Source organism: Synechocystis sp. PCC 6714 (genome assembly GCF_000478825.2).
Taxonomy (GTDB): Bacteria; Cyanobacteriota; Cyanobacteriia; order Cyanobacteriales; family Microcystaceae; genus Synechocystis.
Window position 1 is genome coordinate 3,323,455 of record NZ_CP007542.1, and the last position, 24,971, is coordinate 3,348,425.

The following is a 24,971-nucleotide window of genomic DNA, read 5'->3' on the forward strand; positions in this document are numbered from 1 at the left end:
ATATCCTGCCCACGGCCAGATCTTAACTTTTTCTAACTTTAACTATGGTTAAATCGTATTTAACCTAGAGGGCCTGACCACGGATTTTGGCAGAGAATCCAGAAGCCTTAAATTGTTCTAACTGCAATGGCAAGGGCTGCTCCGCTGGGACGCTAATGCGAACCTCAAAATCGCTTTTCCCCGGGGGAATTTCCGCAATATTGCCCAGGCGGGTACGGTTTTGCATGGCTGGTTCGTGGTTAGCATCGTAAATGCGCCCAAAAACATCGGCATCGTATACCGTTTTCCCCGTCCGATTATTGGCGGTTCCCGTTACTAGAAAGCAATTAGCTGGATTACTGGAACCACTGCCGACGTTCCCTTCCGCTAGGTCGGCTGGACAGGGTTTGTAGTCAATATCCGTTAGAGGTACCTCCGTCAATGCCCAGGCCGGTAGGGCGATCGCCAGGAAGAAACAGGTTGTTACGAGGATAGTAATTAAAGACCGCAGAGCAGTTAGAAACATAGATTCAGGAAAAGCCAGGCATAAAGCCCTAAAAACTAGGAACGGTGGGAGGCAAGGTAGGATTGCCAAACCGGGTATATTGGGACCAATCTTCCAGTAGGGATTGGTTAAAAGGCTCCGGCAGATCGCGAGTGTGGATTACGGTGCCCCGGGTCTGCTGTTCTAAGGCGTCGTGATAAACGGCTTCCACCACGGCGGCATCTTCGGCGATCATGTTATCGAAGTAGGAGCCGGGCCAACTGCGCCAACCAAAAATCTTGTTAGCTTGGCCAGAAATGCTGGTCAGGTCGTAAAAGCGCCCTGTGGAATTGTAGGAAGCTCTGGTAAAGACGTTTTCTAACGTGTCCCCAGCGGCGAGGGAAGTTTCCTTTTCTTCCATGAACTGCCCTAACTGTTGCCGGGAAGTTAACATACGGGCTTCCAATTGGGTCAGACAAGCACTGAGCCCGGCGGCAAATTCATTGCGGGTCAAAGCTCGATCGCCCCGGAAAGTTCTATCGGGATAACCAACAATACAGCCATAGTTATCAACTAAGTTCCGCAGTGCTTCGTAGGCCCAGTTATTGGGGGAAACATCGCGGAATTGATTAATGCTGGTGACCTGGCCCAACAATTCCGTATAGGCTTGGTAGTTTTGGTCATAATTAGCCTGGGCCGTTTCCTTATCCGGTGCCGGGGCGGGCAGACCGGGAATCAGACTAACGGGGTTGGCGATCGCCGGGGCAGTAATTCCCCCCACCAACAATCCCCCCAGGGTCGCTAACAAATAAGATTTCATTGATCGGTTAACCATCACAGAACACTCCTCAACCAAAATGACCAACGGATTGGCAAATAAGCCGCAAAAGTTAATGAAATTTAATACTTCGTTTAAACGTATCTAAACGCGATTTTTAAGGTGTGGGCGATCGCCTACCAGTCAACACCAATCTAGACGGCGACATCTACTAAATGTAACCCAATTTCCCCCAGCCGTAACCTTTATCTACAATTTCTCCCGATTACCAACTTATCGGCAACATTTACCAACAAAAAACAATAATTTCCCCAAAAAACCATTAACGGCTGATGAGGGTACGCAAGAAAAATTTCGGCAGGGCCAACATCCGTCGCCAGCGCCAGGGTTCCTGGTAGAGCCGGTAAAACCACTCCAGATTATAACGACAGAAAAATTCCGGTGCTCTTTCTTTTGTGCCCGACCAGACATCAAAACTTCCCCCCACGCCGATCCAAATGGACTGGGGACAGAGATGGCGATGATCCCGAATCCAATACTCCTGGCGGGGTACCCCCAAACCCACCAAAATTAATGCCGGCTGCTCTTGGGCCAACTTATTTTGCCAAGCGTCCTGCTCTGCAGCGCTTAGAAAACCATGGTTGGTGAGAATTTTTAAGCCAGGATATTCCCTTTGCCAACGCTGGGCGGCTAAATCAGTAATGCCCGGTGCCCCTCCGTAAAAGGCGATCTGTTGGTTATTAGCACTTTTGCCAATGTGTCGCACCATAGCTTCCGCCAGTTCAATGCCGGGGCAACGGCTTTGTTCAATGCCGTCCAATTTCAAATAAATGGTTACCCCTGCTCCATCGGGAATGACCAATTCTGCCCCTTGGATCACCTGCTGTACTGGTGGTTCCTTCTCGGCCAGCATGACCATTTCCGAGTTGAGGGTGACCACGTGGACTCCCTGACCCCTTTTCAAACAATTTTCTAGCCAATGGCCATAGTCATCACAAAGGTGTACCTTCACTCCAAAAACCGAGGCTGTTGGCAAGCTTGGCTCAGCAAAGTTGGTGACCATAGGGAAAATAAATCGAAGTGAAGGAAGGGCGATGACCAGTTCCCCCGGAATTGTGCAGAGGCAGGGAACTTAGTCTAGTATTCTCCCAGAATTTCCGGAGTTTGAGTGGAAAGAAACAGGGCAGCAATCCCCTGTTTCCCAGAGGAAGTCCAATAAGTCCCTTTGGTCTCCCATCATCTAAATCTAAGCCAGTGTTAGGGCTGAATATCGAATAGATGATTGTTGGGCAAATTACTGATGGAGCGTTGTAGTTGGTTCAAGGACTGGTTATAGCCAATGATCGCCTGGAGGAAACGACCCCGGGCATTAGCCAAATCCCGTTGGGCGTTAATAACATCGGTTTGGGTGCCCACCCCAGCCTGAAACCGTAGTCGAGCTAAACGGAGAGCTTCTTCAAAGCGGATTACGTTGGTACGGGTACTGCCAATATTTTCTTTATTGGAAATAAGGGTGTAGTAGGATTCTTCCACTTCCAAGCGAATTTGGTTTCTTTGCTCGGAAAAAGCAGTTTTGGCAATGTCCATTTGGCGATCGGCCCGGCGAGCTTCGGCAAAGGCTCGGCCTCCATCAAAGAAGTTCCACCGCACCCTGGCGGCAAAGGAGTAACCATCCACTAACCCAGCACTGCTGTCGAAGTTGTTCTGGTAAGTGTAATTGGCCAGGAAATCCACCCGGGGCTTGATGGCCGCTAGGGCAATGTAACGATCCTGTTCACTGACTTCAATCTGGACCAACTGTTGTTCCAGCTCAGCCCGGTTCTTGTAGGCCTGGACAATGCTTTCATCTAGGGGGATGTCCCAATTCCCGGCTTCGACAATTTCGTCAGCGGCGGTTAATTCCACCCGTTGCCCCACACTTAGTAATTGGGCTAGACGGCGGCGGGCATTCCGTTGATCGGCGATCGCCCTGGTTAGAGCTTCGTTGGCGGTGGCCAAATCCCCTTCCGCCCTTAGCACGTCAAACCGAGTTCCTAACCCGGCCTGTTCTAACAAGCGGGCATCCCGTAAACTCTGGGACGCATCTTCCACGGAAGCCTGGGCGATCGCCACCTGGGCATCGGCCCCCTGGAGTGCATAGTAGCGATCGGTGGCTTCAAAGCGGGTTTGTTCCGCCACTACTTCCACCTGGAGCCGACTGTTTTGCACCAGTTGTTCTGCCTTGGCAATTTGGGCACTCCTCTCCCCACCGGCGTAAATGCTGTAGCTCAGATTAATGTTGCCCACCGCATTGGTACTAGTTTCTGAACGTAACTCGGGAGCAACGGTGGTGGTCTGACCCTGGTTGGCGATTAGGGCATTGGTAGCCTCGGCCGCCGCACTACTGTCCCGACTGAGGGTGAAATCCGTGTCCAAGCTGGGGAAAAGGGCCGCCCTAGCCGCCATCAAACCAGCTTCTTGTTGCTCCAGGGAAAGCTTAGCCTGTTGCAATTGCTCATTATTCTTGAGGGCCAGGGCAATGGCCTCGTCCAAGGTAATGGCCTGTCTTACTGTTGTATCCACCTCTTCCGGTTTGGTGGGAAACATGAGGGGATTACCGGAAGGATTCAAGCGTTCGTCGGGCACTGTATCCGGTAGTTGGGGTAGGGGAAATCCGCTGGCATCGGCGTTATTCTCTGGTTTTGTCTCCGTCGATGGTACATTTTCCGGAGGAGAAACACTTTGGGCCACGGCGATCGCCCCCTGGCCGCCACTGAAGCCGGGCAAAAATACACCGACACTGGTGCTGAGTAGCAACAACAGAGTGGAAGAAGACCAAAATTTGAGCGGATGGATTGATTTCATTGGGAATGTGACCAGACAACTCAGCCGTAATCGCAAAAAAAGGGGAAACGCTGTTCGCTAAATAACTTACCGCATTGCCCTAAAAATTGTAACCAATGTTAATCCAGACTGTAGGCCACGGCCCCCGATCGCCGGGGGTCTCCAACCCCTTCCAGGTGTCCAGCGGCATTGGTGGCAACCCCGTGGACTCCCCCAAAAAACATATTTTGTTCAGTCCAGAGGGTAGTTTGGGTGCCATCGTCAAATTGGAGCTGGGACAGGACGTCCATCATCGGGCTTGGTTCCAGGTCTAACTGTTGACATTCCCAATGGATGCGCCCTTGGGCCACAGCTTCCGATAAAGGCAATTGATAATCCAAGTGATGGCAGATTACCTGCAGAATGGCACTGCGAATCCGGTTTGATCCCCCTGACCCCAAAACCAACCGGGGTTGTTCCTGGTTTAAAAGGATGCTGGGGGCCATCATGGAAGATAATCGGTGTCCCGTCTCCCATTGGTAAAAGCCCTGGGGATTGAGATCCGCTTCTCCCAACATATTGTTGAGCATAATGCCCGTGCCGGGAATAAAATGTCCCGACCCTTCCCCATTAGAACTGGTGAGACTAGCGGCGTTACCTTCCCCGTCCAAAATGCTGATGTGGGTAGTACTGCCCAATTTATTCGAATGGTTGAACTGGGAATTTAATCGATTTTGGTAAAAACCCAGGCGATCGCCCCTGAGAAATTCGGCTTCAATGTCCTGGAGATGAAGATTACCGTCTAAATATTTCTGACGAGCCTGGTTGCTCAGGGCCATAACTCGGCTCAAAAGCTGGATTTGCTCTGCACTACCCAAAGGATATTGCCGTAGATCGTATTTTTCTAGCAACTTTAGGGCAAAAGCAATTAAAATACCACCGGCACTAGGGGGAGGATTAGTCAACAGTTGCCATTGGCGATACTGGGCCCGTAGGGGCGGACAAATTTGCACTTGATAATCAGCCCAGTCTTCAGCAGTCAAGGCACTTTCTTCTCCCAAGCACCCCAATGCCAATTGGGCTAATTCCCCCCGATAAAACCATTCCGAGCCATGGCAAGCCAGTTGTTCCAATACCTCGGCAAATTGGGGCAGATAGGCCTTTTCCCCTTGGCGGAGAATCTTCCCCTCGGGGGCATAGAACTGTCTTCCTTCTTGCTCTTGATTGAGAATAGGTTCCAAAAGACGGTAGGTAAAATCATTGAAACGGTTGAGGGTAAATCCCCGGCGAGCATATTCCACCGCTGGTTCAATTAGCACTTTGAACGGTAACCGCCCCAGTTTTCTCTGCACTGCAAATAACCCCGCCACCATCCCTGGCACGGCGATCGCCCCTTTGCCAATGTGAAAAGTTTGCCAAGCTCCACCAAAGTTGAGGGCCACGGGGTAAAAGTCCACCGCTTTTTCCCCTGGGTTAACTTGGGGCGTTTGACAAAAAAAGTCGAACAGGTAACTCTTTTTCTCCGCCGTTTGGGCCAGCAAAAAACCGCCTCCCCCCAGGGAAGTTAAACTGGACTCCACCACACAGGCCGCCAACACCGAGGCGATCGCCGCATCAAAGGCATTGCCCCCCTCTTCCAACATGCGTTTGCCCGCTTCCGCCGTTTGGGCATGGCCCGCCGCCACAACCCCAGTGGTTTTACCCGCCATACAAAGTTTCGATAAAAATTGAAAATCAAACCGCTGGAGCAGTTTTTGTTCCTAGGGGAATCACTTCCGCTTCATTGCTTTCCCTGGCCACCCGGACCAAGAGTCCTGCTAACACTAGACTTGATAAACAGGAGCTACCACCATAGCTGAAAAAGGGCAAAGGTAAACCAGTGGTGGGCAGAGCGCCACTGGCCACGCCAATGTTGAGCAGAGATTGACCAACCAAAAATATCACCACTCCCAAACCAATTAACCGTTTGACCCGATGGCGACAGCGCATGGCCACCCGCAACCCCATGGTGGTGAACAGACCTAGAAAAAGCAGAAAGACAATACAGCCTATCAGCCCAAATTCCTCTGCAAACACGGCAAAGATAAAGTCCGTCGTTTGGATGGGTAAATAAAAAAGTTTCTGTTGGGACATGCCGAAGCCTCGACCCAAAACTCCCCCAGAGGCGATCGCGTATAGACTTTGCACCAATTGGTAACCATCCCCCCGGGGATCGGCAAAGGGATTAAGAAAGGATGTCACCCTAGCCCGTTGATAATCCCGAATCGAAATGCTAGTCACAGCGGTAGTTATACCCAACAGAGCAGTGGAAACAAGATAGCCCCAGGGCAGCCCCGACGCCAGAGCGATGAGCCATAAACCCATGCCACAAAGGGCGGTGGTGCTCAAATTAGGTTGGATGAGAATCCCCCCCAGGGTAACCACAAAAATCCCCAACCAGAGAAGGCGCGACCGCCAGGGAAAACGGTGCCAATTGCCGAACAAGTTAGCGGACTGGAGCACCAAACAGGGCTTCATAAACTCCGAAGGCTGGATCAAAACTGGCCCCAAACTAATCCAGCGGCGAGCCCCATTAACTTCTACCCCTAAACCACTTTTGGTCAAGAAAATCAGCAATAGAACGACAATGAGAAACCAGGGTACTAACTTGAGGCAGACCTGGAGGGGCAAACGCACCAGGAAATTAAAAATATTGAGCCCCACCCAAAGATAGGCAATCTGTTTAAGGATAATGCTCAGCCCCATGCCGCTCGTATCAAGACTTTCCGCATAGGAAGCGGAAAATAACACCACTACCCCCATCGCCATCCAGGCAAAAAATAAAGTCCGCATCAAACGGGCTTCCCCAGACCACTGCAACACTTCAGGGTCATAGAAGGGAAAGATGAGTCGGATCAGGTTGGCGGAGGTGACCATCAGGCTAACGATTTTCGTAAAATTGTAACCGTCCCACGCCCAAATCTAAACCGACAGGGGCCGGCCCGGAGGGAAAGGCTTGTACCCTAAACTGATACACTCCTTCCACTTCTGGGTTTTGCTCCGCTAGCAGGGCAATGGTGACGGTATTGCCGGGGGCAATGGGGGGATTGAACTGCACCACAATGGTTTGGGAGTCGCCACTGATGGAAACGCTAGAACTGGGCAGGTCGTTGCCCCGCTGGGATGGCAAGCCCAAAAACACTTCTGTTTGGCTTAGGTCCAAGCTAATGGGGGAAGGACTGGGCTGTTGGTGTAGAACCACTCTGCCTAGGGGTTCAACTTCTCCGGAGGGCAAACTGACGCTGAAGAAGTATCTACTGTCGGGCATGTTAACGCCGTTGAAGCTAGCATCCACATCCGCCAAACTGGGGGGAGTGCCGGTGAAAAAAGTGGCATTGGCGGGGAATGGATCACTCTGTCCCTGGACGGCGATCGCCGAGCTAAAAACTAAACCAAACCCCACGAGGGTGCCCAATAGAGAGTTAAAATTTTTCAGCATAGTTTACAAAACCTAATAAATACCGGCTCCTTATGAAAGATCAACGGATTGGCGCTCGGTCTGGCTCCCAACCCAAGTTATTATACGAAGCGACAGTGACGGGACATTAGTGTTCCCCTTGGTCAGGATAATTTGACGTGACTTACATTCTCGGTATTTCTGCTTACTACCATGATAGTGCGGCGGCCCTGGTAAAAGATGGGGTTATTGTTGCGGCAGTGCAGGAAGAAAGATTTACCCGCAAAAAACATGACGCTTCTTTTCCTCGGCAGGGCATTAATTATTGCCTAGGGGAAGCGGGCATTGGTTTAAAGGAAGTGGATTACATTGTCTTTTACGAAAAGCCGCTGGTGACCTTTGAACGATTATTGGAAACCTATCTCGCCTTTGCCCCCAGGGGATTACGGTCTTTCATTGCCGCCATGTCCGCTTGGTTGCAGGAAAAACTTTATCTCAAAACTGTCTTAAAAAAAGCCCTAGCAGAATTGGGCGACTGTAGGACTGGAGATTTGCCTCCCCTGCTATTTAATGAACATCACCAATCCCATGCTGCCTCTGCCTTTTTTCCCAGTCCTTTCGCCGATGCGGCGGTGCTTTGTATGGACGGGGTGGGGGAATGGGCCACCACTTCTCTTTGGTCTGGCCACGGTAATCAGTTAACGCCCCATTGGGAAATCCATTTTCCCCATTCCTTGGGTCTGCTCTACTCTGCTTTCACCTACTACACCGGCTTTAAGGTTAATTCCGGCGAGTATAAACTGATGGGTTTGGCTCCCTACGGTGAACCCAAATATGTGGATTTAATTTTAGACAATTTGTTAGACCTCAAGACAGACGGAACCTTTCGTCTCAACATGGCCTATTTCAACTACGCCACTGGTCTCACCATGACCAATAAAAAGTTTGCCGACCTCTTTGGTGCGCCCCGGCGATCGCCGGAAAGTCCGTTGACCCAAAGGGAAATGGACATTGCCGCCTCTATCCAAGTGGTGACGGAGGAAGTAGTGCTTCGGTTAGGCAATACGGTGTACGAAGAATTGGGGCTGGAAAATCTTTGTTTGGCCGGGGGAGTAGCCCTAAATTGCGTGGCCAATGGTCGTCTACTACGGGAAGGCAAGTTTAAAAATATTTGGATTCAACCCGCCGCCGGAGATGCAGGGGGGGCGATCGGGGCGGCCCTATCGGTGTGGCACCAGTATTTACAGAATGAAAGAACGGAGCAAAAACCCGATGCCATGGCCGGTTCTTACCTAGGCCCTAGCTTCACCAATGAAGAAATTGAAGTTTATCTCAAAGATCCTGCTGTACAAGCGGTTTACGACCATTACTCCGACGAGGATTTATTTGGCAAAGTAGCCAATATTCTTGCCGGAGGGAACGTAGTTGGCTGGTTCCAAGGCCGAATGGAATTTGGCCCCCGGGCCCTGGGGGGGCGGTCTATCTTGGGCGATCCCCGCAACACCACCATGCAGTCGGTGATGAATTTGAAAATTAAATACCGGGAATCCTTTCGCCCCTTTGCCCCTTCAGTCTTGGCCGAAAAAGTAGGTGATTATTTTGAGCTAGACCAACCCAGCCCATATATGCTCATTGTGGCTGATGTACGGGAAGAATTACGCTTGCCATTAGCCCCTGAACAAGAACAATTATTTGGCATTGAAAAATTAAACATTCCCCGTTCCCAACTGCCCGCCATCACCCATGTGGATAATTCTGCCCGTATTCAAACCGTTCACCCGGAAACAAATCCCCGCTATTACGAATTACTGCGTCAATTTGAAGCCCTGACGGACTGTGGAGTACTGGTCAATACTTCCTTTAACGTGCGGGGAGAACCCATTGTCTGTACCCCAGAAGATGCCTACCGTTGCTTTATGCGGACGGAAATGGATTACTTGGTATTGGAAAATTTTGTTTTAGCCAAAACGGCCCAACCCCAACGACCCCGGGATCAACAATGGCAAGAGGAATTTGAGTTGGATTGATCATTGCTATTTCCTTGGCAAAAAAACAGCCGCAACTAGCAAAAGTTGAACGGCTGAATGGGTTATTTATTTGACTATTTGAGTAAACCGACAAAACCTAGAAGACCAGCGCTTCGGCGATCGTTTTGTTGTAAATAATCCGCCCCGGAGTCGTTTGAATATACTGGGTAATGATTTCCCCATCGACTCCTTCCCGAACTTTCCGTTCTCGGTAATATTTCATCACCGTGCCATCCCCTAGATCTTCAGTTTTAATCACCTCTGTGTCCGGTTTTTCGGTCACCACATCATCATCAAGGTGGCGAACCCAAATCTGAGAGTGGAGATCCACCTGGCCATGGTCGTAGGCCCGTAGGGCATCCTCAATACCGGCAAAGTAACGCCCCGCTCCCTTTTGGGCGTTGGGATTTTCCGCTGTGAGGTAATAACAGCCCAATACCATGTCCTGGGAGGGAGCCACAATGGGTTTACCGGTGGCCGGGGAAAGAACGTTATGGCAAGCAAGCATTAACAGCCGGGCTTCACACTGGGCTTCCAAAGATAGGGGCACGTGCACCGCCATCTGGTCACCGTCGAAGTCAGCGTTAAAAGCGGGACACACCAGGGGATGGAGTTGGATTGCTCGCCCTTCTACCAGAATCGGTTCAAAGGCTTGAATCCCCAAACGGTGCAGAGTAGGAGCCCGGTTGAGCATAACTGGGTGGCCGGTAATAACTTCCTCCAGCACACCCCAGATTTGTGGGTCTCCCTTGAGAATTAATTTCTTGGCCGCTTTGATGTTGTTAACAATGCCCAGTTTGATCAAACGGTGAATGACAAAAGGCTGGAAGAGCTCGATCGCCATTTCCCGGGGCAGGCCACACTGGTAAATTTTTAGGTTGGGGCCCACCACAATAACGGAACGACCGGAGTAGTCTACCCTTTTACCCAAGAGGTTTTGACGGAAACGACCCTGTTTACCTTCAATGATGTCAGAAAGGGATTTCAGGGCCCGGTTATTGGCCCCCACTACGGTGCGGCCCCGACGACCGTTGTCAATCAGAGCATCCACTGCTTCCTGGAGCATCCGTTTCTCGTTACGGACAATAATTTCTGGGGCCAGGATTTCCTGTAAACGGGCTAAACGGTTATTGCGGTTGATCACCCGCCGATACAGATCATTTAGGTCAGAGGTGGCAAAGCGTCCCCCATCTAATTGCACCATGGGGCGTAGATCCGGTGGAATGACAGGAATTACATCCAATGTCATCCATTCCGCTTGGGATTTGGTGGCGATGAAGTTGTCGATAACCCGCAGGCGTTTAATTAGCTTGGCCCGCTTTTGCCCTTTACTGGCTAGGATTTCTTCCCGTAGCTTTTCCGCCACTTCTTCCAGTTGCAATTCTGCCAAAAGCCTCTGCACTGCTTCGGCTCCAATGCCCACTTCAATGCCCTCTAGCTCCGAGTCTTCGGCATAAATCTGGTCTTCGATCTCCACCCACTGGTCTTCCGTCAACAGTTGCTTATACTGCAGATTGCTGGCGTTACCGGGGTTGAGCACCACGTAGGCGTTGAAGTAAACAATTTGCTCCACATCCCGCAGGGCCATGTCCAGAAGAATGCTGAGGTAGCTGGGAATGCCTTTGAGATACCAAACGTGGGTGACCGGGGCCGCAAGTTTGATGTAGCCCATGCGGTGGCGACGAACTCGGGATTCCGTTACTTCTACGCCGCAACGCTCGCAGACAATGCCCCGGTGCCGTACCCGTTTATATTTGCCGCACCAGCACTCCCAATCCTTGGAGGGACCAAAGATTTTTTCGCAGAACAAACCGTCCATTTCCGGTTTTAACGTCCGGTAGTTAATGGTTTCGGGTTTGGTCACTTCCCCCACCACGGTTCCATTCGGCAGGGTGCGTTCCCCCCACTGGCGGATTCTTTCGGGGGAGGCGATCGCAATTTTGACGTAATCAAACCGAGGTTCTGATTGGGCTTTCATGCTGGGCAAGGAACAAAAAATTTCAGACCCTTCATTGTACGATATTTATTACCTCCTCGATGGCCAACCAGGCCCGCCCACGCTGTTAATCTTCAGATCCAGACTTTGAATTTGGGGGATATTCTGAGATTTTTCGCTGCAAATTTCTGAGCGACACCAGGAACTAGGTCTAGTGAAAAAAGTCCGATCTGTTGTAATGTCTGGGGGGAAGTGGAGACTGGCTGAATTTTTGGCTTCCCAGACCCAGGGTAACAGCGAGAATGTTTAGAGAATTCTAGAATTATGTCTTAAGCTGTTTGCCAACCCCTTTTCCCTGTCCTTTTATTTGTCGTTATGAGTTTGACCATTGCCGATTATCAGTCTTTTTTGCAGGAGGTTGAACCCTTCTCGCAACTTCCAGCCCCGGCGATCGCCGAGATAGCGGCAAAACTAAGACCATTGCGGTTTCGCATGGGACAGATAATTTTGGCCCGGGGAAAGTTGGCTAACCATGTTTATTTTTTGATCAGTGGCCAGGCCCGGCTTTTGGGCTACGATCCCGGCACGGGCTACCCTGCCACCATGGGTTTACTTCAAAATGGTGCGGTGATTGGGGATAACAATGCCATCAGAAATGTCCCCTGTGAAACGGCGATCGCCTCCACAGAAACCATTTGCGCCAGCCTGACCAGGGACGAGTTTTTGGCCTTGGTGGATAAATACCCAGAACTAGCAAGGGTCTATCGGCACCAATGCGGTCGGGTCGAACTCTTCGATTTATTGGGGGAACAGCTACAACGCACTGCCCAAGGCAATGTGGATTTGCGCCAATTAACCCTGGAAATGTTGCCCCAGAGCCAGGTTTATGAGTTGAAACCCGGTAGTCACAGTTTGCCCAGTGATTTGCCCGAGCCCGACCAACTCTGGTTGGTGAGTAGTGGGGAATTGGAGCAATGCCCCCGGGGTAGTGCCCTGCCTTCCCCAGACTCTGCCCTTGTGCTCAAAGCCCAAACCCCCGTCCGTCTAATTGGTGTACCTCCTCTGCCCCGATTTTTCCCTGGAAATTCTGGGCGCAATAACGGCGCCACCAATGGTGGTGGGGAAGTGCCCTTGGCTAAGGTGACTACCCTTGCTCCGGAAGATTCGCCCTGGGATGACATTCCCTACGCTGATCCGAATCAGTTGGGAGAAGCATTGCCAGAGCCTACTGTGGTCAAGTCCGGCCGCAAAAACTATCCCATCGTCCGGGGCCAGAATCCCACCGATGCCGGGGTAGCTTGCTTCCAGATGATCAGTCAATATTTTGGTATGCCTTTCCGCCGGGATATCATCCAACGGATTGTTACCGAAGAAATTAAACGCAGTGAGATTCTTTCTCTGCCTATTTGCGGAGCCATTGTCGAGTTGATGGGTTTGACCAGCCAGTTAGTCCGCATCCCCAAGGGAGTTGTAGGGCAAATGCAGGTGCCCTTTCTCATCCGCTGGCAGGACAGCCTTGCCCTGGTCTACGAAGCTGGCGATCGGGAAGTGAAAATTGCTGTGCCAGAACTGGGCCTAGTCAAACGTGACACCAGCGAATTTTTAGAAACCTGGGGAGAGGAAGGGCAAGGAGAAGTGCTGATGATGTACCCCTCCAAGGATACTCCCCAACAACGGTTTGGCCTGAGTTGGTTTTGGCCGGCTTTGGTGAAGTATCGCCATATTTTACTGCTGGTTTTTGTCGCCTCCTTTTTCGTCCAGCTATTTGGTCTAGCCAATCCCCTGATGATCCAAATCATCATTGACAAGGTGATTGTGCAAAACAGCAAAGACACTCTCCAGGTGCTGGGTATCGCCCTAGTTTCCATTGCCATTTTTGAAGCCCTGTTGAGTACCCTGCGTACCTATTTGTTTGTTGATACCACCAATCGCATCGATATGAGTTTAGGGTCGGAAATCATCGACCACCTACTGCGGTTGCCCCTAAGTTATTTTGAGAACCGTCCTGTGGGGGAAATTTCCACCAGGGTTAACGAGCTGGAAAATATTCGCCAATTTTTGACTGGTACCGCCCTGACCGTGGTATTGGATTCGGTATTCTCCGTGGTCTATATCGTGGTCATGCTCATTTATAGCCCTCTGCTGACGGCGGTGGCCCTGGGGATTGTACCCATTTTTGTCATTTTGACCCTGGTGTTTTCCCCCCTCATCCGTCGGCAATTAAGGTTAAAGGCGGAAAGGAATGCCCAAACCCAGTCCTATCTGGTGGAGGTAATGTCCGGTATCCAGACTGTCAAAGCCCAAAACATCGAGTTGCGATCCCGGTGGCAATGGCAGGACAAATATTCCCGGTACGTCGGGGCAGGCTTTAACACTGTTATCACTTCTACCTTAGCTAGTTCCTCGAGCCATTTTCTCAATCAGCTATCGGGTTTGCTAGTGCTGTGGGTGGGGGCATCCCTTGTGCTGGATGGGGATTTGACCCTAGGTCAGTTAATCGCTTTCCGTATCATCGCCGGCTATGTTACCTCCCCCATTCTCCGTTTGACCCAACTCTGGCAAAACTTCCAGGAAACGGCCCTGTCCTTGGAACGGTTGGCGGATATCGTTGATACTCCCCAGGAATCGGAGCGCGATCGCCAAAATATCCCCATGCCGGAAATTGCCGGGGAAGTGAAGTTTGAAAACGTTAGTTTCCGGTTTAAAAAACAGGGGCCATTACAGTTGAATAACATCAATCTTTCCTTTGCCCCGGGTACCTTTGTGGCCTTGGTGGGACAAAGTGGTGCGGGTAAGAGTACCCTCACCAAACTGCTTTCCCGACTCTATGAACCGGAAGGAGGCAGGATTTTGGTGGATGGCCTCGACATTGGCAAAGTGGAACTCTATTCCCTTCGCCGTCAAGTGGGGGTGGTGCCGCAGGAAACCCTACTGTTTGAGGGCACAGTGCAGGAAAATATTGCCCTCACTAACCCAGACGCGACCACGGAACAGATTATTGCGGCGGCTAAAGTCGCCTCTGCCCACGAGTTTATTATGACTTTACCCAACGGTTACAACACCAGGGTAGGGGAACGGGGAGCTACCCTGTCTGGGGGACAGCGGCAACGGATTGCCATCGCCAGATCGGTGTTACAGCGGCCCAGAATTCTAGTTTTGGACGAAGCCACCAGTGCCCTGGACTATATTACCGAACAGCAGGTTTGCATTAACCTAGGAGATGCGTTTAGGGAACACACGGTTTTCTTCATTACCCATCGCCTCAGCTCCGTCCGGAGCGCCGATGTAATCGTTATGATGGATCAAGGTTCCGTTGTGGAACAAGGTAGTCACGACGAATTAATCGCCCTCAAAGGCAGATACTACTACCTCTATCAACAACAGGGGGCCGGCGGTGACGATGTCTAAGGCGTTGTCTAAACTTTGTGAATTTTTATCAACTGGTCTGGCCATTGCTTGCCATTTGTTTTACAACCTTGTCTATGTGACTAGCATTAATAAACTCCTCGCCTAATCACCTTTTCCCTTGTTCATCACCCTGGCGATCGCCTCTAGAACCTATGAATAGCCCTATCCAAGAAAATGCTACCCAACGGAACGGCCACAGCCCCAAAACCATGGATGCAGGCACCTTGGCCGACGTAAAAGAACAGGAAAAGGCTGCCAAAACTCCCGTTCCCCTCACTTCCAACTCCTCCCTATTCCAGCCAGAACAAGCCATCGTCATGCGCCAGTCCCCCATGTGGGCCCGGGGCATTGCCATTGCTATTATGGGGGTGACCGTGGTAGCGGTGACTTGGGCTTCCATTGCCACCATTGAACAAGTAATACCCGCCACTGGACAATTAAAACCCATTGAGACGGTGAAGGACATTAATGCTCCCTTAAACGGGGTGGTCAAGGAAGTATTAGTGGAAAATAACCGCAAAGTTAAAAAAGGTGAAGTGCTGGTGGTTATGGATTCCAGCAGCACCCAAGCAGAGTTGACGGCCGCCCAAAATATCCGCGCCAAAATCCTCCAGGAAAATGCCTTTTACCGCACCCTGTTACAGAACGGCCTAGAAGGTAGCGCGTTACAGAATGCAGTTACCCAACTCAACTTACCTTGGGAAGTGGTGGCTCTAGCCAATAACCGGGTGGCGTTAATCAATGAAAATGAACTATATCGCCTACAGTTGGGACTGAGGAACGGTGGAGGTAATTTAAATGCAGAACAGCTTTCCCGCCTAGAAATGGCCCGCTTTGAATTGGGCAGTCGTGTGACCGCCGCTGAACTGGAAATTCGCCAAATCGAGAAACAACTACAGCAGGCCAGTTCCCAATTAAGGTCGGAAAGAACTCAGCTTCAGGAAGACCAAAAAATCCTGACAGGTTTATTGGGACGCAACGAAGCGGCCCTGGTGGAAGCAGAAAAAAGTTTGGCCATTGAGGCGGGCATTGTCAACAGTATGACCCCTCTGCTGGAAGAAGGTGCTTTAGCTAGGTTGCAGGTGGAAAAACAGCAACAGTCCCTCAATGACAGAACTCAGCAATTAATCGAACAAAAAGTTAACACGGTGGTGGAAGTTGATCGCCAGAAACAGCAAATTGAGTCCCGCCAAGCGGAAATTCAGCGACTGGAAACGGAACAAACTCGACTCCAATCTCTGATCTCCCAGGCCCAAGCCCGTCTGGCCAATACCAGCGCTGTCACCGACAAAGACATCTACGATCGCCTGGCGGATAACAACAAAAGGTTAGCGGAAATCGATAGCCAGATCACCAAAATCATTGTTGATAACGACAAACGTTTGAATGAATTGAACGGACAAATCGAAAGGGCCAAGGTCAATCTGGGTTATCAAGAAATTACATCGCCGGTGGATGGAGTCGTATTTGATCTCAAAGCTACCCCTGGTTACGTGACCCCCCCCAACCAAACCGAACCGTTAATGAAAATCATCCCCACGGATAACTTAATTGCTGAGGTGGATGTTACCAACAAAGATATTGGCTTTGTCCGCACTGGTATGCCCGTCGATGTACGCATCGACTCTTTCCCCTACAGCGAATTTGGCGGAGTGAATGGGGAAGTGGAATACGTTGGCTCCGATGCCCTACCCCCCGATCAGACCTATCAGTTTTATCGTTTCCCTGTCCGGGTCAAGCTCGATAGCCAGGAATTGGTCAGTCAAGGGCGGGAAATTCCCCTCCAGTCGGGTATGTCCGTCACTGCCAACATCAGAGTGCGGGAAAAACGCACCGTGATGAGTATTTTTACCGAGTTATTCACTAAGAAAATTGAGAGCTTGGAAACCGTTCGTTAGTTTTCCAGTTTTTGCCCCCGTGATATCGGACAGTCCTCCGATGCCACAATAGCGATAATTTGGCTACACTAGGGCTAGTTTTTATCCCTATCCACCATGGTCAAACGACGCAAGTTAATTTCCTACGCCGCTTTTAGCACGGCGATCGCCGTCATCACTGGTTGTTTTGGCGGTAATAGTAGTAATGGCCAGGGGCAAACGGTCAACGTTGGTACTATGGCGGATCTCAAAGCCAAGGGACAACTCAAGGGCAATACCCCCAAAGGTCCCGTGATGGTGGTGCCCAACGGTAATAGCGGTCAGATTAGTGCGGTTAATCCCACCTGTACCCATAATGGCTGTCAGGTGGACTGGAAAAAGGCCAACGGTAAATTTGTCTGTCCCTGCCACGGAGCGGAATTTGCGGCCACGGGTAAGGTGCTGAAAGGCCCGGCCACCAAGGACTTACCCACCTATGCTACCCAGGTTAGCGGCAACAACATTCTGGTCAAAGCCTAGTTTTTTACTTACCCAAATCCATGGCGCGGGAACACCCCCGGATTTATCCGTGGGGAGTGTCAACCAAATATCTAACCTAGCTATCTGTCCCTTCCCCCTCTAATTCCACTAGGTAACTACCCCATTTTTCCTGGTTGGTGCGGGGGTCAATGTCTTTTTTTAACAACCGCCAACTTTTGCCTTCACTCTGCCGTTGCAGGTAAAGCTCAAAGGGGTTTTGCTTTTGGATAACCGTTTGACGGGGCAAAATTAGTTTTAAGTCATATCCCCCAGCGAGGTGATAGGCCGGTAAATTATCCACGGCGATCGCCTCGATTTTTTTTACGTTGATTTTGCTAATTTCAAAATCCGGGGTCGGGGCGTTTAAATGTTGGCTTAGGGCAGTTTGGGTACGATTAAGTTGGAAATTAATTGCCTGCTGTACCACCGCACCGTCAGGGGCAAATTCCAAAGGGGGCGGGGCATTTTGACAGGCATTTAGACAGAAGCAAATTAGGCCAAGGCTCAGTAAACCAAGCAATTGACGTTGACAGGAATTGATTAAGTTAACGCTAAAGTCTTGCCAGGCTGGAAGGATTTGCTTGCCCAAAAGTAATTTTTGCATAAACAATTAATCAGTAATTAATCAGCACCCTTTAATTGTTGTAGTTTCCCCAATACCTTTTCTACATGGCCCTTAACCCGGACATTAGGCCAAATGTGGGCAATATGCCCTTCGGGATTGATTAAAAAAGTGGAGCGAATAATGCCTTCATACTCTTTGCCCATAAACTTTTTTGGTCCCCAAGCGCCATAGGCTAGAGCTAATTGATGGTCCGGGTCACTGAGTAACTGAATAGTTAATTTATGCTTGTCGATGAATTTGCAATGGCTGGCGGACGAATCGGGACTAACCCCCACAATTACAGCATCCATGGCCGCAAATTCTGGTAACTTTTCGCTGAAATCCACTGCTTCGGTGGTGCAACCGGGGGTATTGTCCTTGGGGTAAAAATAAAGCACTAGCCACTGTCCCAAAAAATCAGCAGAGGAAACTATTTTACCCTCGGCATTGGGGGCGGAGAAAGCTGGGGCCGGTTGATTAATTTCTAAGGCAGTGGCCATGTCTAAAAATATTTCAATGGAAATGGTTTTGCGAATTTTTACGAGGCTGATGATTATTGCTTAAAATTTGACCTTAATGGTCTTAATTTACTTGATATGTAAAGGAATCAAAATCAGGGGCAAAATGGCGATCGCCAGGAGAAGGAAAGAGCCAACCCAGCTGGCCAAGCGATGGGAATCTGGGGTAATGGAAAAACCGAGTAGCTGGTCAATGCGGGCCAGTAAGCGGTCTTGCTGACCGGAGAAGGGCACTGCCAAAGGAATAGGATTAGCAAGCATAGAATTTTGGGCCACTAGGGCCAGGGCTTCCGCCAGCACTAGGGGATCACAGTTTTTTGCTCCATGGCGATCGGCTCGACATTCCCTTTGCCAAAGTAATTCCTGCCATAAGGATTCCGTTTCCGGTAACCAAAAAGTTAGGCGACGTAAACAGCCCAACCAGAAAAATGTCCAGGTATCCCGGTAAAAACGATGGGCATTTTCATGGGCTAAGACCGCATTTACCTGTTCCGGAGACAGTAATTTCAGCAACCCCTGACTTACCACCAGCTCCGGTGACCATAGTCCCACCTGAGCGCTGTAGGGAAAAGGAGTATCCAAAAGACGGATTTTTTGTCCTTGCCAATCGGCCAAGGGATGAATTTTTACCGCCGCTAAAGTTTGCCAAGTTTGCCAGGCAAGGTGGGCAACACACACTGCCGTCCAGAACAAAAATAGCCAAGCCAGAAAGTGACTGCCCATGCTAGCGGGTAAGCCAAACATCCAACCACAGCCCATCCAGGCGATCGCCATGCTAGTGCTAATCAACAGTAGGGGAGGAAGGGCAAAAAAGGCTAACGCTATGGACCAAGATAATCCGCCCGGCCAACAACGGATGGCCCAACGCAAGCCAAAGGCAATTAAAACTGCAATGGCAAATAAAATACTGTGCATTATTTCTCCTCCTGTCGCTGTTGCCGGGCCGCTCGCAAACGATCGGCGATCGCCGTTAACTGGTCAATGCTGGCGGTATCTAAACTATCAGCGAAAGCGGCCACCACATCCGGGTTACTAATGGCCAAAAATTGCTGCAACTGCTCATAGGACTGTACTGCCTTAGCCTGCTCCGCACTCACCCTTGCTGTCCAAATGAAAGCCTTGCCTTGGCGATGGCACACTAACCAACCCTTTTTGGTGAGTCGATTTAGCACTGTTGTCACCGATGAATAGGCTAATTCTCGGTCAGGGTCACTCAAAATGCGATCATGGATATCTTTCACCGTGGCCTGTCCCAATTGCCAAAGGATTTGCAAAATTTCCTGCTCCAGGGGGCCCAGGGACAACTGTTGGGGACGGTAGGGGGGAATCCAGCTCATGGGGAGGGGGAAATACTAATTCTTTTTGGAGGGAGTAACTCCCACCACTAATCCTAACTTCCCTCCGCAAGAAAATAAGCTAATGAAAGCAGAAATATCTCTGGACTTAACTGGTTGTTACGATAGGGGGCGGACTGGACGGAATAAATGGCTATGGTCGGGATGATAAAGCCGCGATCGCCGGGGTAAATCAGTCTTTAAAGCTGGGCTAATCAGGTACAGGGTGGTGCGGATTAAATTTTCCCGCAAACTTAAGGCCGCCATTTCTGCCAGGGGCACTAACCAAATCTTTTCATCGGGCCAACCCACTCGAAAGCAAACGGCTACGGGAGTATCGGCGGGATAATGCTCTAACAATTGGTTCTGAGCTTTTTCCACATGGCGAGCAGCTAGGTATAGCCCCAAACTGGCCTGATGGTAGGCCAAACTCGCTAATTCTTCCCTTTCTGGCACCGCCGAAGCAGCCCCACTAATGCGGGTCAACACAATGGTTTGCACTACATCAGGCACCGTAAGTTCACAGTTTAAAATCGCCGCCGCCGCCTGAAATGCACTAATACCCGGCACACAAACAAAGGGAATATCCGCTTCCCCCAGGGCTTGCATTTGCTCGTGGATGGCGCTGTAGAGGGTCAGATCACCGGAATGGAGCCGCACCACAATTTTTCCTTGGCGCACCGCTGTGATCATCAAGGGCAGAATGGTTTCCAATGTCTTACTCCCGGTAGCAATACATTCCGCCTGGGGTCTGACATCCGCTAACATTTGCTTGGGCACCAGGGAATCGGCATAGAGGACTAAGTCCGCCGCCTGGAGGAGCTTTTGTCCCTTGATGGTCAATAAATCCGGATCACCGGGGCCCGCCCCAACAAAATAAACCGCTGGAGAAAAAGAAGAGTTTTGTGAATCCATGAAGACGTTCTTATAAAAATTATCTGGGAGGTATAAGAAAAACAAATTGTATTTATCGATAACTATAAATTGCGTAAAATTTTCACAATTAAGACCATTTTAAATATTTAGTTTAAATACCTAAATTGTCATTTTCGCTTTTATTATCATAGAAAATTTTATTATTGGTCTTTGTTGAATTCCTAATGAACATTTTTTGCCCATTTAAACTTTTGTTATTTCGCTCTGATTTAATATGAGTAAAATGCCGGAAGCGTATTATTTTTTTTGCCACTTTTTGAATCTGGGATTCTGTAACTTCTACCGTGTCATTCGGAATTAATCCCTCAATGCTGTAACCATCTTCTTGACCATTTAAACCCGAATAATGCTCAACCACAACACCAGTTTGATACCGGGTCAAACCATACTCAGGAATATCTTCCGTTAACATTACTTTTGAAAAGAGTGGGTAAATCATATTGCTATACGAAGTTATGCGGGTAAGAGAGTGACAAGGCGAGTATCGGTCTCTGTAACAATCCAAATAGTCTTCACATTGAGACACTTACCGTTAGGACCTTTGAGAAAACCAATAATTTCATATTTTTGACCAAATTGGGTTTTCCCAGTGGGGATGGCGTCCAAGGTTAGAATTTGTTGGCGTAGATCCTGCTCCAATTGACGCCAGTTACTTCGAGTATAACCAGCTCTGGCTAAATATTGAGACTTATCGTCCTTTGGCAGTCGCTTCAGCAAATAATCAGTTAACTTTTCCTGGGTGATAATCGAATCTTGAGCCAGTTTCACTCAAACAATTCCTTTGGCATTTCCATGAATAAATTCCACATTTAGATCAAACCCATTTCCTGCAGGTTTTTCCTAAGCCTTTCTGCTTCCGGGGACTGTCGTTGTTCGTAAAGAGCGATCGCCTGTTGAAAAGCATCGACACTTTCTTGGATTAGGCCAGCTTTAAAACTAGTGACAGCTAAGTTTTGATAGGCTTCTGCATAATCTGGTTGCAGACCAATGGCCTGTTGATAACCCTTGATCGCTTCAATTAAGTTTCCTTGGGCTTTGTAAATCATGGCCAAGTTGAAAAAGGCGATCGCCTGGGACGGATCGATGTGAATTACTGTTTGATAAATTTTCACTGCTTCTGCTAACTCGCCCAAGTCTTGTAAAAAAGCGCCATAGTTAATTAAAGCGCCCAATTTTAAAGGTAATAAAATTTCCTCATCGAGGGCCTTTTCGTAATGCTTGCGGGCCAGTTCCCACTTTTGTTGACGGCGGTAAGCGTTGGCCAAATGGTAATGCAATTCAAACCTAACGGGGGCAGAAGCGGTATTGCGTTTTAATCCCTGTTTGAGTAGTTTCACTCCCTCTTTTTCGTCCCCAAGACTGCAATATAAAGCTCCTAGCTTACTAGAGAGGTAAGGATCCTGGGGATTGTCCTCCATGGCCTTTTCCAGCAAGTTTTTAGCCCGCTGGGTTTTACTCCGTTGTTTAAGCAAAGTGGGGCTATAACCCTGGTGCAAAATGGCCACCCCGGGTAGATCGATCACTTGCCAATCCGGTTCCTGGGCTAATAACGCCAACACACTGTCATCAATGGTTTCATGGTAAGCACGGTTAAATCGCACCGCCGGATGGCGACGAAATAGTCGGGATACCAAGGAATAGGGAGATTGATTACTGCCTAGTTCATGGCGCATTAGGTTCACCACTAGGGCATTGTCCATGGCGATCGCCTTTTCGATCCCATCTTTTATCAGAGTGTTTAATCGTTCGTCAGCGTCGAGTACTAATACCCAATCGCCGCTGGTGGCCGCTAGGACTTGATTGCGGGCTAGGGCAAAATCATCTTCCCAGGGAACTGTGATCACTTTGGCCCCCGCCTGGGTGGCGATCGCCACTGTGTTATCCGTTGAGCCCGTATCTGCTATGACTATTTCGTCCACTAAATCCGCCACACTGGCCAGGCAATCCCCCAGGAAAGCGGCTTCGTTTTGAACAATCATGCAGAGGCTAAGGCGAGGCATAGGCACTTGGGCGCAATGGGCAAAAGGTCAGTCAATCATCGTAACCGAATTGTCCGGTAAGATGGGTGTGATTTCCAATCAAAATAGTCCTTTAGAGTTGGACTGGGACTAAACGGGGAACTTTTGGCCCCGGCGCTGGACTGATCAAATTAAATCCAAACAACAAAGACTAAACTTACTAGCAATTAACTGAGGAGGTTGAGGGTGGTGGACTGGAAAGTTCGGGCTATTAGGGGTGCAACAACGGTTTCGGAAAATACCTCTGAGGCAATCCGAGATGCGGTCTGTGAGCTACTGGATGCCATTGAAGCGAATAATGCCTGTCCCCCCGAAGACATTGTCAGCGTGACTTTTTCCGTTACCCCTGACCTCGATGCTATTTTTCCGGCGGCGATCGCCAGGCAGAGGCCCCGCTGGGAAAATGTGCCCCTGTTAGATGTGCAGCAAATGTACGTAAAAGGCAGCTTAGAGCGTTGCATTCGGGTTCTGATCCACGTCAATAGTCAAAGCCCCCAGTCCGAGATGTACCATGCCTATCTACGGCAAGCCCGGAGTTTACGCCCCGACTGGCATCTGGCCCGATTTTAAGGCCTTAATTTTGAGCACTGGATTTGATCAGATTATATTAAATAATGGTACAAAATTAACTGGGGTTAATTGTCCCATGGACTCCAATGTTAACTGACTGGGTTGGGGGAATCTGCTTCGGCGATCATTTCCTGTTTAATCACCTTGTAGTTCCAGAAACCAAAGATTAGCCAAAAAGCTAATAAACCAGAGGTAGAAATTAACATCGGAACTAAGCCAAATTGTCGGATCAAAGTGGGGGCCGCCGCTGTAAATAATCCTCCCCCCACAATGGGTTCAAAAAATAATTGCTTATAGGCAAAACTTTCAAAAGCGCCGGTACGGTTATGGGGATCCACCATTTTGATCAGTAAAATCCCTGTGGCAGTAACTCCCATGGATTGCCCCATGTCACCAATGCCCCTTTCAAACCAGTAGCTGGGCAAAATTCTTGGTGCCAGGTAAACAAATGCCAAAATATTCCAAACAATTCCCACTAAGGATAAACTCAGAAAAACTGGTAAATTGTTGCCTAAAACTTGCAGTTTAATAGAAGCCAAAGCAGTTATCACCACTAAATCTAATGCAACTCCGGCAATTCTTTCCTGTAAATTACGAATAATTAGGGTATCCAAGTCTAGTTTTTTCATGACTAATTGGACAATAATTCCTCCAATTAATGCCATAGGGAATAAAGGAATGGCTCCGGCCAACTCAAAACCCGTTTTTCCCCAGGTGAAAAATTCCAACAATCTGAGTAATTCTAAAATTATCCAGCCAATTAACACGGCTAAAGCCGTAAAACCAAAGTTCAAAGATAGGGGATCAACTAAAAGATTCTGCATTAGCCGGGCCCTTCTGGTTAAAACCCGATCACTCTCCAGATGAGCTGTAGGTTGAAATTGGGCATCCCCTGTGGTCACTTCCATCGGTATTTCTTGGATGTAATTATTTCTTCTGCCCCAATCGGCCAGCACCGTTCCAGCAATTACCCCTGTGACAATGCCCACCGTTGCTAACCCCAGGGCTAAATCTCCCCCATCGGGAAAGTCCAATCGATTAAAGGTTTCGGCCATCCCCGCCGCTGTTCCGTGGCCCCCCTCAAAACTGATTTCCACTAGAGCAGCAATAATGGGATCAACATCAAATAGGGGAATTAAAACCAATAAAGTTAACAGTATGGGCAGAACATATTGGCCCCAGGCAAGGGTCTGGCCAAAGGCTACCTGGGGAGCGGTTTTACGCCAAATTTCCTTCGGTTTGGGAATGGTTTCTCCGAGAAACAAAGCAGCAAAGACTATATTGATAAATACTCCGGGGGACTGGGCCCAGACTGTACGGGTAGTTTCGGGAAATACTCCCCCCGCCCAATAACTATCCGCGGGCACCCCCAAGGCCACGGCAATGGAACCGACAATGCCTGGCCCCAACACTAGGGCGATCGCCCCGGCAATAATCGATTCGGGTAAATACAGTTTTTGAAATAGTCTAATTTTTTGCTTGAGAAGCCTACCTACTAGGATTAAAATCGCTACGGTTATAAAGGCAAATAAAACATTAATTAAATTGAGCATTATCTAGTTTTAATGATGATCTTGAATGATTTTGCTTATTTTGTTTTTGTTGCAATGGCAAGCTCCATGAAAAAAGCATATCTCAAACAGAACTTTGATTTGAGCTGGATTATTGCCACCCCAGACATGGGGATATTAGTCAAACTGGTCTCCAGAATAACTCCCATGCTATCTTTTGCTGATTCGGTTTTT

Annotated in this window: 22 protein-coding genes; 5 read left to right on the plus strand and 17 right to left on the minus strand. The window is 49.3% G+C overall.

The genetic code is table 11. The features are described from left to right. Positions 1–64: 64 nt before the first annotated feature. The 7 genes from D082_RS15135 to D082_RS15165 all read right to left on the minus strand — a co-directional run bounded on the left by D082_RS15135 (position 65) and on the right by D082_RS15165 (position 7,521). On the minus strand, positions 65–505 hold the full coding sequence (locus D082_RS15135; protein ID WP_028948286.1) for a hypothetical protein: 441 nt from the start codon (positions 503–505) through the stop codon (positions 65–67). 28 nt (positions 506–533) lie between these two features. Further along, on the minus strand, positions 534–1,298 hold the full coding sequence (locus D082_RS15140) for an iron uptake porin (protein WP_028948285.1): 765 nt from the start codon (positions 1,296–1,298) through the stop codon (positions 534–536). 265 nt (positions 1,299–1,563) lie between these two features. Further along, on the minus strand, positions 1,564–2,304 hold the full coding sequence (locus D082_RS15145; RefSeq protein ID WP_028948284.1) for a WecB/TagA/CpsF family glycosyltransferase: 741 nt from the start codon (positions 2,302–2,304) through the stop codon (positions 1,564–1,566). Positions 2,305–2,498: 194 nt separating this feature from the next. Next, complete coding sequence (locus D082_RS15150) at positions 2,499–4,085, minus strand: TolC family protein (RefSeq protein ID WP_028948283.1); 1,587 nt, start codon at positions 4,083–4,085, stop codon at positions 2,499–2,501. A 98-nt stretch (positions 4,086–4,183) separates the two neighbouring features. After that, a complete protein-coding gene (gene ggt, locus D082_RS15155) occupies positions 4,184–5,752 on the minus strand; it encodes a gamma-glutamyltransferase (protein ID WP_028948282.1) in 1,569 nt (522 codons plus the stop codon). Between the two features lie 25 nt (positions 5,753–5,777). Continuing rightward, entirely contained in the window at positions 5,778–6,959 is a 1,182-nt protein-coding gene (locus D082_RS15160; RefSeq protein ID WP_081857677.1) for an FtsW/RodA/SpoVE family cell cycle protein, read from the minus strand. Positions 6,960–6,963: 4 nt separating this feature from the next. Then, positions 6,964–7,521 carry a DUF2808 domain-containing protein gene (locus D082_RS15165; RefSeq protein WP_028948280.1) on the minus strand — a complete coding sequence of 186 codons (558 nt, stop codon included), beginning with the start codon at positions 7,519–7,521 and terminating at the stop codon, positions 6,964–6,966. Positions 7,522–7,658: 137 nt separating this feature from the next. Here D082_RS15165 and D082_RS15170 point away from each other — a divergent pair, with 137 nt between their 5' ends. Continuing rightward, positions 7,659–9,506, plus strand: coding sequence for a carbamoyltransferase (locus D082_RS15170; protein WP_028948279.1), 1,848 nt, complete (start codon positions 7,659–7,661; stop codon positions 9,504–9,506). Between the two features lie 97 nt (positions 9,507–9,603). Here D082_RS15170 and rpoC1 read toward each other — a convergent pair whose 3' ends face one another. Next, positions 9,604–11,484 (minus strand): DNA-directed RNA polymerase subunit gamma, encoded by a 1,881-nt coding sequence (rpoC1, locus tag D082_RS15175; protein ID WP_028948278.1) that lies wholly within the window; start codon positions 11,482–11,484, stop codon positions 9,604–9,606. A gap of 333 nt (positions 11,485–11,817) precedes the next feature. On the opposite strand from rpoC1, the gene D082_RS15180 reads away from it, so the two are divergent. The 3 genes from D082_RS15180 to D082_RS15190 all read left to right on the plus strand — a co-directional run bounded on the left by D082_RS15180 (position 11,818) and on the right by D082_RS15190 (position 17,246). Then, entirely contained in the window at positions 11,818–14,850 is a 3,033-nt protein-coding gene (locus tag D082_RS15180) for a peptidase domain-containing ABC transporter (RefSeq protein WP_028948277.1), read from the plus strand. Between the two features lie 152 nt (positions 14,851–15,002). Further along, a complete protein-coding gene (locus tag D082_RS15185; RefSeq protein ID WP_028948276.1) occupies positions 15,003–16,748 on the plus strand; it encodes an HlyD family efflux transporter periplasmic adaptor subunit in 1,746 nt (581 codons plus the stop codon). Between the two features lie 96 nt (positions 16,749–16,844). Next, positions 16,845–17,246 carry a ubiquinol-cytochrome c reductase iron-sulfur subunit gene (locus tag D082_RS15190; RefSeq protein WP_028948275.1) on the plus strand — a complete coding sequence of 134 codons (402 nt, stop codon included), beginning with the start codon at positions 16,845–16,847 and terminating at the stop codon, positions 17,244–17,246. Positions 17,247–17,322: 76 nt separating this feature from the next. Here D082_RS15190 and D082_RS15195 read toward each other — a convergent pair whose 3' ends face one another. From D082_RS15195 to D082_RS15230, 8 genes are all read right to left on the minus strand, one after another. Then, complete coding sequence (locus tag D082_RS15195) at positions 17,323–17,850, minus strand: hypothetical protein (RefSeq protein ID WP_028948274.1); 528 nt, start codon at positions 17,848–17,850, stop codon at positions 17,323–17,325. A gap of 17 nt (positions 17,851–17,867) precedes the next feature. After that, positions 17,868–18,350, minus strand: a complete 483-nt coding sequence (bcp, locus tag D082_RS15200) for a thioredoxin-dependent thiol peroxidase (RefSeq protein ID WP_028948273.1) — start codon at positions 18,348–18,350, stop codon at positions 17,868–17,870. Between the two features lie 87 nt (positions 18,351–18,437). Then, positions 18,438–19,283 carry a M56 family metallopeptidase gene (locus tag D082_RS15205; protein ID WP_028948272.1) on the minus strand — a complete coding sequence of 282 codons (846 nt, stop codon included), beginning with the start codon at positions 19,281–19,283 and terminating at the stop codon, positions 18,438–18,440. Continuing rightward, positions 19,283–19,705: a BlaI/MecI/CopY family transcriptional regulator gene (locus D082_RS15210; protein WP_028948271.1), complete on the minus strand. Its 423-nt coding sequence runs from the start codon at positions 19,703–19,705 to the stop codon at positions 19,283–19,285. Before D082_RS15210 ends, D082_RS15205 begins: the two co-directional genes overlap by 1 nt. A gap of 117 nt (positions 19,706–19,822) precedes the next feature. After that, positions 19,823–20,617 (minus strand): precorrin-4 C(11)-methyltransferase, encoded by a 795-nt coding sequence (cobM, locus tag D082_RS15215; protein WP_028948270.1) that lies wholly within the window; start codon positions 20,615–20,617, stop codon positions 19,823–19,825. A 112-nt stretch (positions 20,618–20,729) separates the two neighbouring features. Next, complete coding sequence (locus D082_RS18830) at positions 20,730–21,050, minus strand: hypothetical protein (protein ID WP_071880843.1); 321 nt, start codon at positions 21,048–21,050, stop codon at positions 20,730–20,732. Positions 21,051–21,091: 41 nt separating this feature from the next. Further along, positions 21,092–21,406, minus strand: a complete 315-nt coding sequence (locus D082_RS15225; protein WP_028948269.1) for a DUF6883 domain-containing protein — start codon at positions 21,404–21,406, stop codon at positions 21,092–21,094. Between the two features lie 41 nt (positions 21,407–21,447). Then, a complete protein-coding gene (locus tag D082_RS15230) occupies positions 21,448–22,617 on the minus strand; it encodes a glycosyltransferase family 2 protein (RefSeq protein WP_038531736.1) in 1,170 nt (389 codons plus the stop codon). A gap of 225 nt (positions 22,618–22,842) precedes the next feature. Between D082_RS15230 and aroH the strand changes: the two genes are divergently transcribed. Then, a complete protein-coding gene (gene aroH / locus D082_RS15235) occupies positions 22,843–23,226 on the plus strand; it encodes a chorismate mutase (RefSeq protein ID WP_028948267.1) in 384 nt (127 codons plus the stop codon). An 89-nt stretch (positions 23,227–23,315) separates the two neighbouring features. Here the strand turns inward: aroH and D082_RS15240 are convergent, their stop codons facing one another. Further along, positions 23,316–24,779 carry a sodium/glutamate symporter gene (locus D082_RS15240; protein WP_028948266.1) on the minus strand — a complete coding sequence of 488 codons (1,464 nt, stop codon included), beginning with the start codon at positions 24,777–24,779 and terminating at the stop codon, positions 23,316–23,318. Positions 24,780–24,971: the final 192 nt, after the last annotated feature.

Bases quoted from the DNA above. Each gene is read 5' to 3' on its own strand.
- D082_RS15240 (WP_028948266.1), bottom strand. From the start codon at position 24,779: ATGCTCAATTTAATTAATGTTTTATTTGCCTTTATAACCGTAGCGATT.
- D082_RS15195 (WP_028948274.1), bottom strand. From the start codon at position 17,850: ATGCAAAAATTACTTTTGGGCAAGCAAATCCTTCCAGCCTGGCAAGAC.
- rpoC1 (WP_028948278.1), bottom strand. From the start codon at position 11,484: ATGAAAGCCCAATCAGAACCTCGGTTTGATTACGTCAAAATTGCGATC.
- D082_RS15205 (WP_028948272.1), bottom strand. From the start codon at position 19,283: ATGCACAGTATTTTATTTGCCATTGCAGTTTTAATTGCCTTTGGCTTG.
- cobM (WP_028948270.1), bottom strand. From the start codon at position 20,617: ATGGATTCACAAAACTCTTCTTTTTCTCCAGCGGTTTATTTTGTTGGG.
- D082_RS15210 (WP_028948271.1), bottom strand. From the start codon at position 19,705: ATGAGCTGGATTCCCCCCTACCGTCCCCAACAGTTGTCCCTGGGCCCC.
- D082_RS15140 (WP_028948285.1), bottom strand. From the start codon at position 1,298: ATGGTTAACCGATCAATGAAATCTTATTTGTTAGCGACCCTGGGGGGA.
- D082_RS15185 (WP_028948276.1), top strand. From the start codon at position 15,003: ATGAATAGCCCTATCCAAGAAAATGCTACCCAACGGAACGGCCACAGC.
- D082_RS15145 (WP_028948284.1), bottom strand. From the start codon at position 2,304: ATGGTCACCAACTTTGCTGAGCCAAGCTTGCCAACAGCCTCGGTTTTT.
- D082_RS15150 (WP_028948283.1), bottom strand. From the start codon at position 4,085: ATGAAATCAATCCATCCGCTCAAATTTTGGTCTTCTTCCACTCTGTTG.
- bcp (WP_028948273.1), bottom strand. From the start codon at position 18,350: ATGGCCACTGCCTTAGAAATTAATCAACCGGCCCCAGCTTTCTCCGCC.
- D082_RS15165 (WP_028948280.1), bottom strand. From the start codon at position 7,521: ATGCTGAAAAATTTTAACTCTCTATTGGGCACCCTCGTGGGGTTTGGT.
- D082_RS15135 (WP_028948286.1), bottom strand. From the start codon at position 505: ATGTTTCTAACTGCTCTGCGGTCTTTAATTACTATCCTCGTAACAACC.
- D082_RS15190 (WP_028948275.1), top strand. From the start codon at position 16,845: ATGGTCAAACGACGCAAGTTAATTTCCTACGCCGCTTTTAGCACGGCG.
- D082_RS15230 (WP_038531736.1), bottom strand. From the start codon at position 22,617: ATGATTGTTCAAAACGAAGCCGCTTTCCTGGGGGATTGCCTGGCCAGT.
- ggt (WP_028948282.1), bottom strand. From the start codon at position 5,752: ATGGCGGGTAAAACCACTGGGGTTGTGGCGGCGGGCCATGCCCAAACG.
- D082_RS15180 (WP_028948277.1), top strand. From the start codon at position 11,818: ATGAGTTTGACCATTGCCGATTATCAGTCTTTTTTGCAGGAGGTTGAA.
- D082_RS15160 (WP_081857677.1), bottom strand. From the start codon at position 6,959: ATGGTCACCTCCGCCAACCTGATCCGACTCATCTTTCCCTTCTATGAC.
- D082_RS18830 (WP_071880843.1), bottom strand. From the start codon at position 21,050: ATGTTAACGGAAGATATTCCTGAGTATGGTTTGACCCGGTATCAAACT.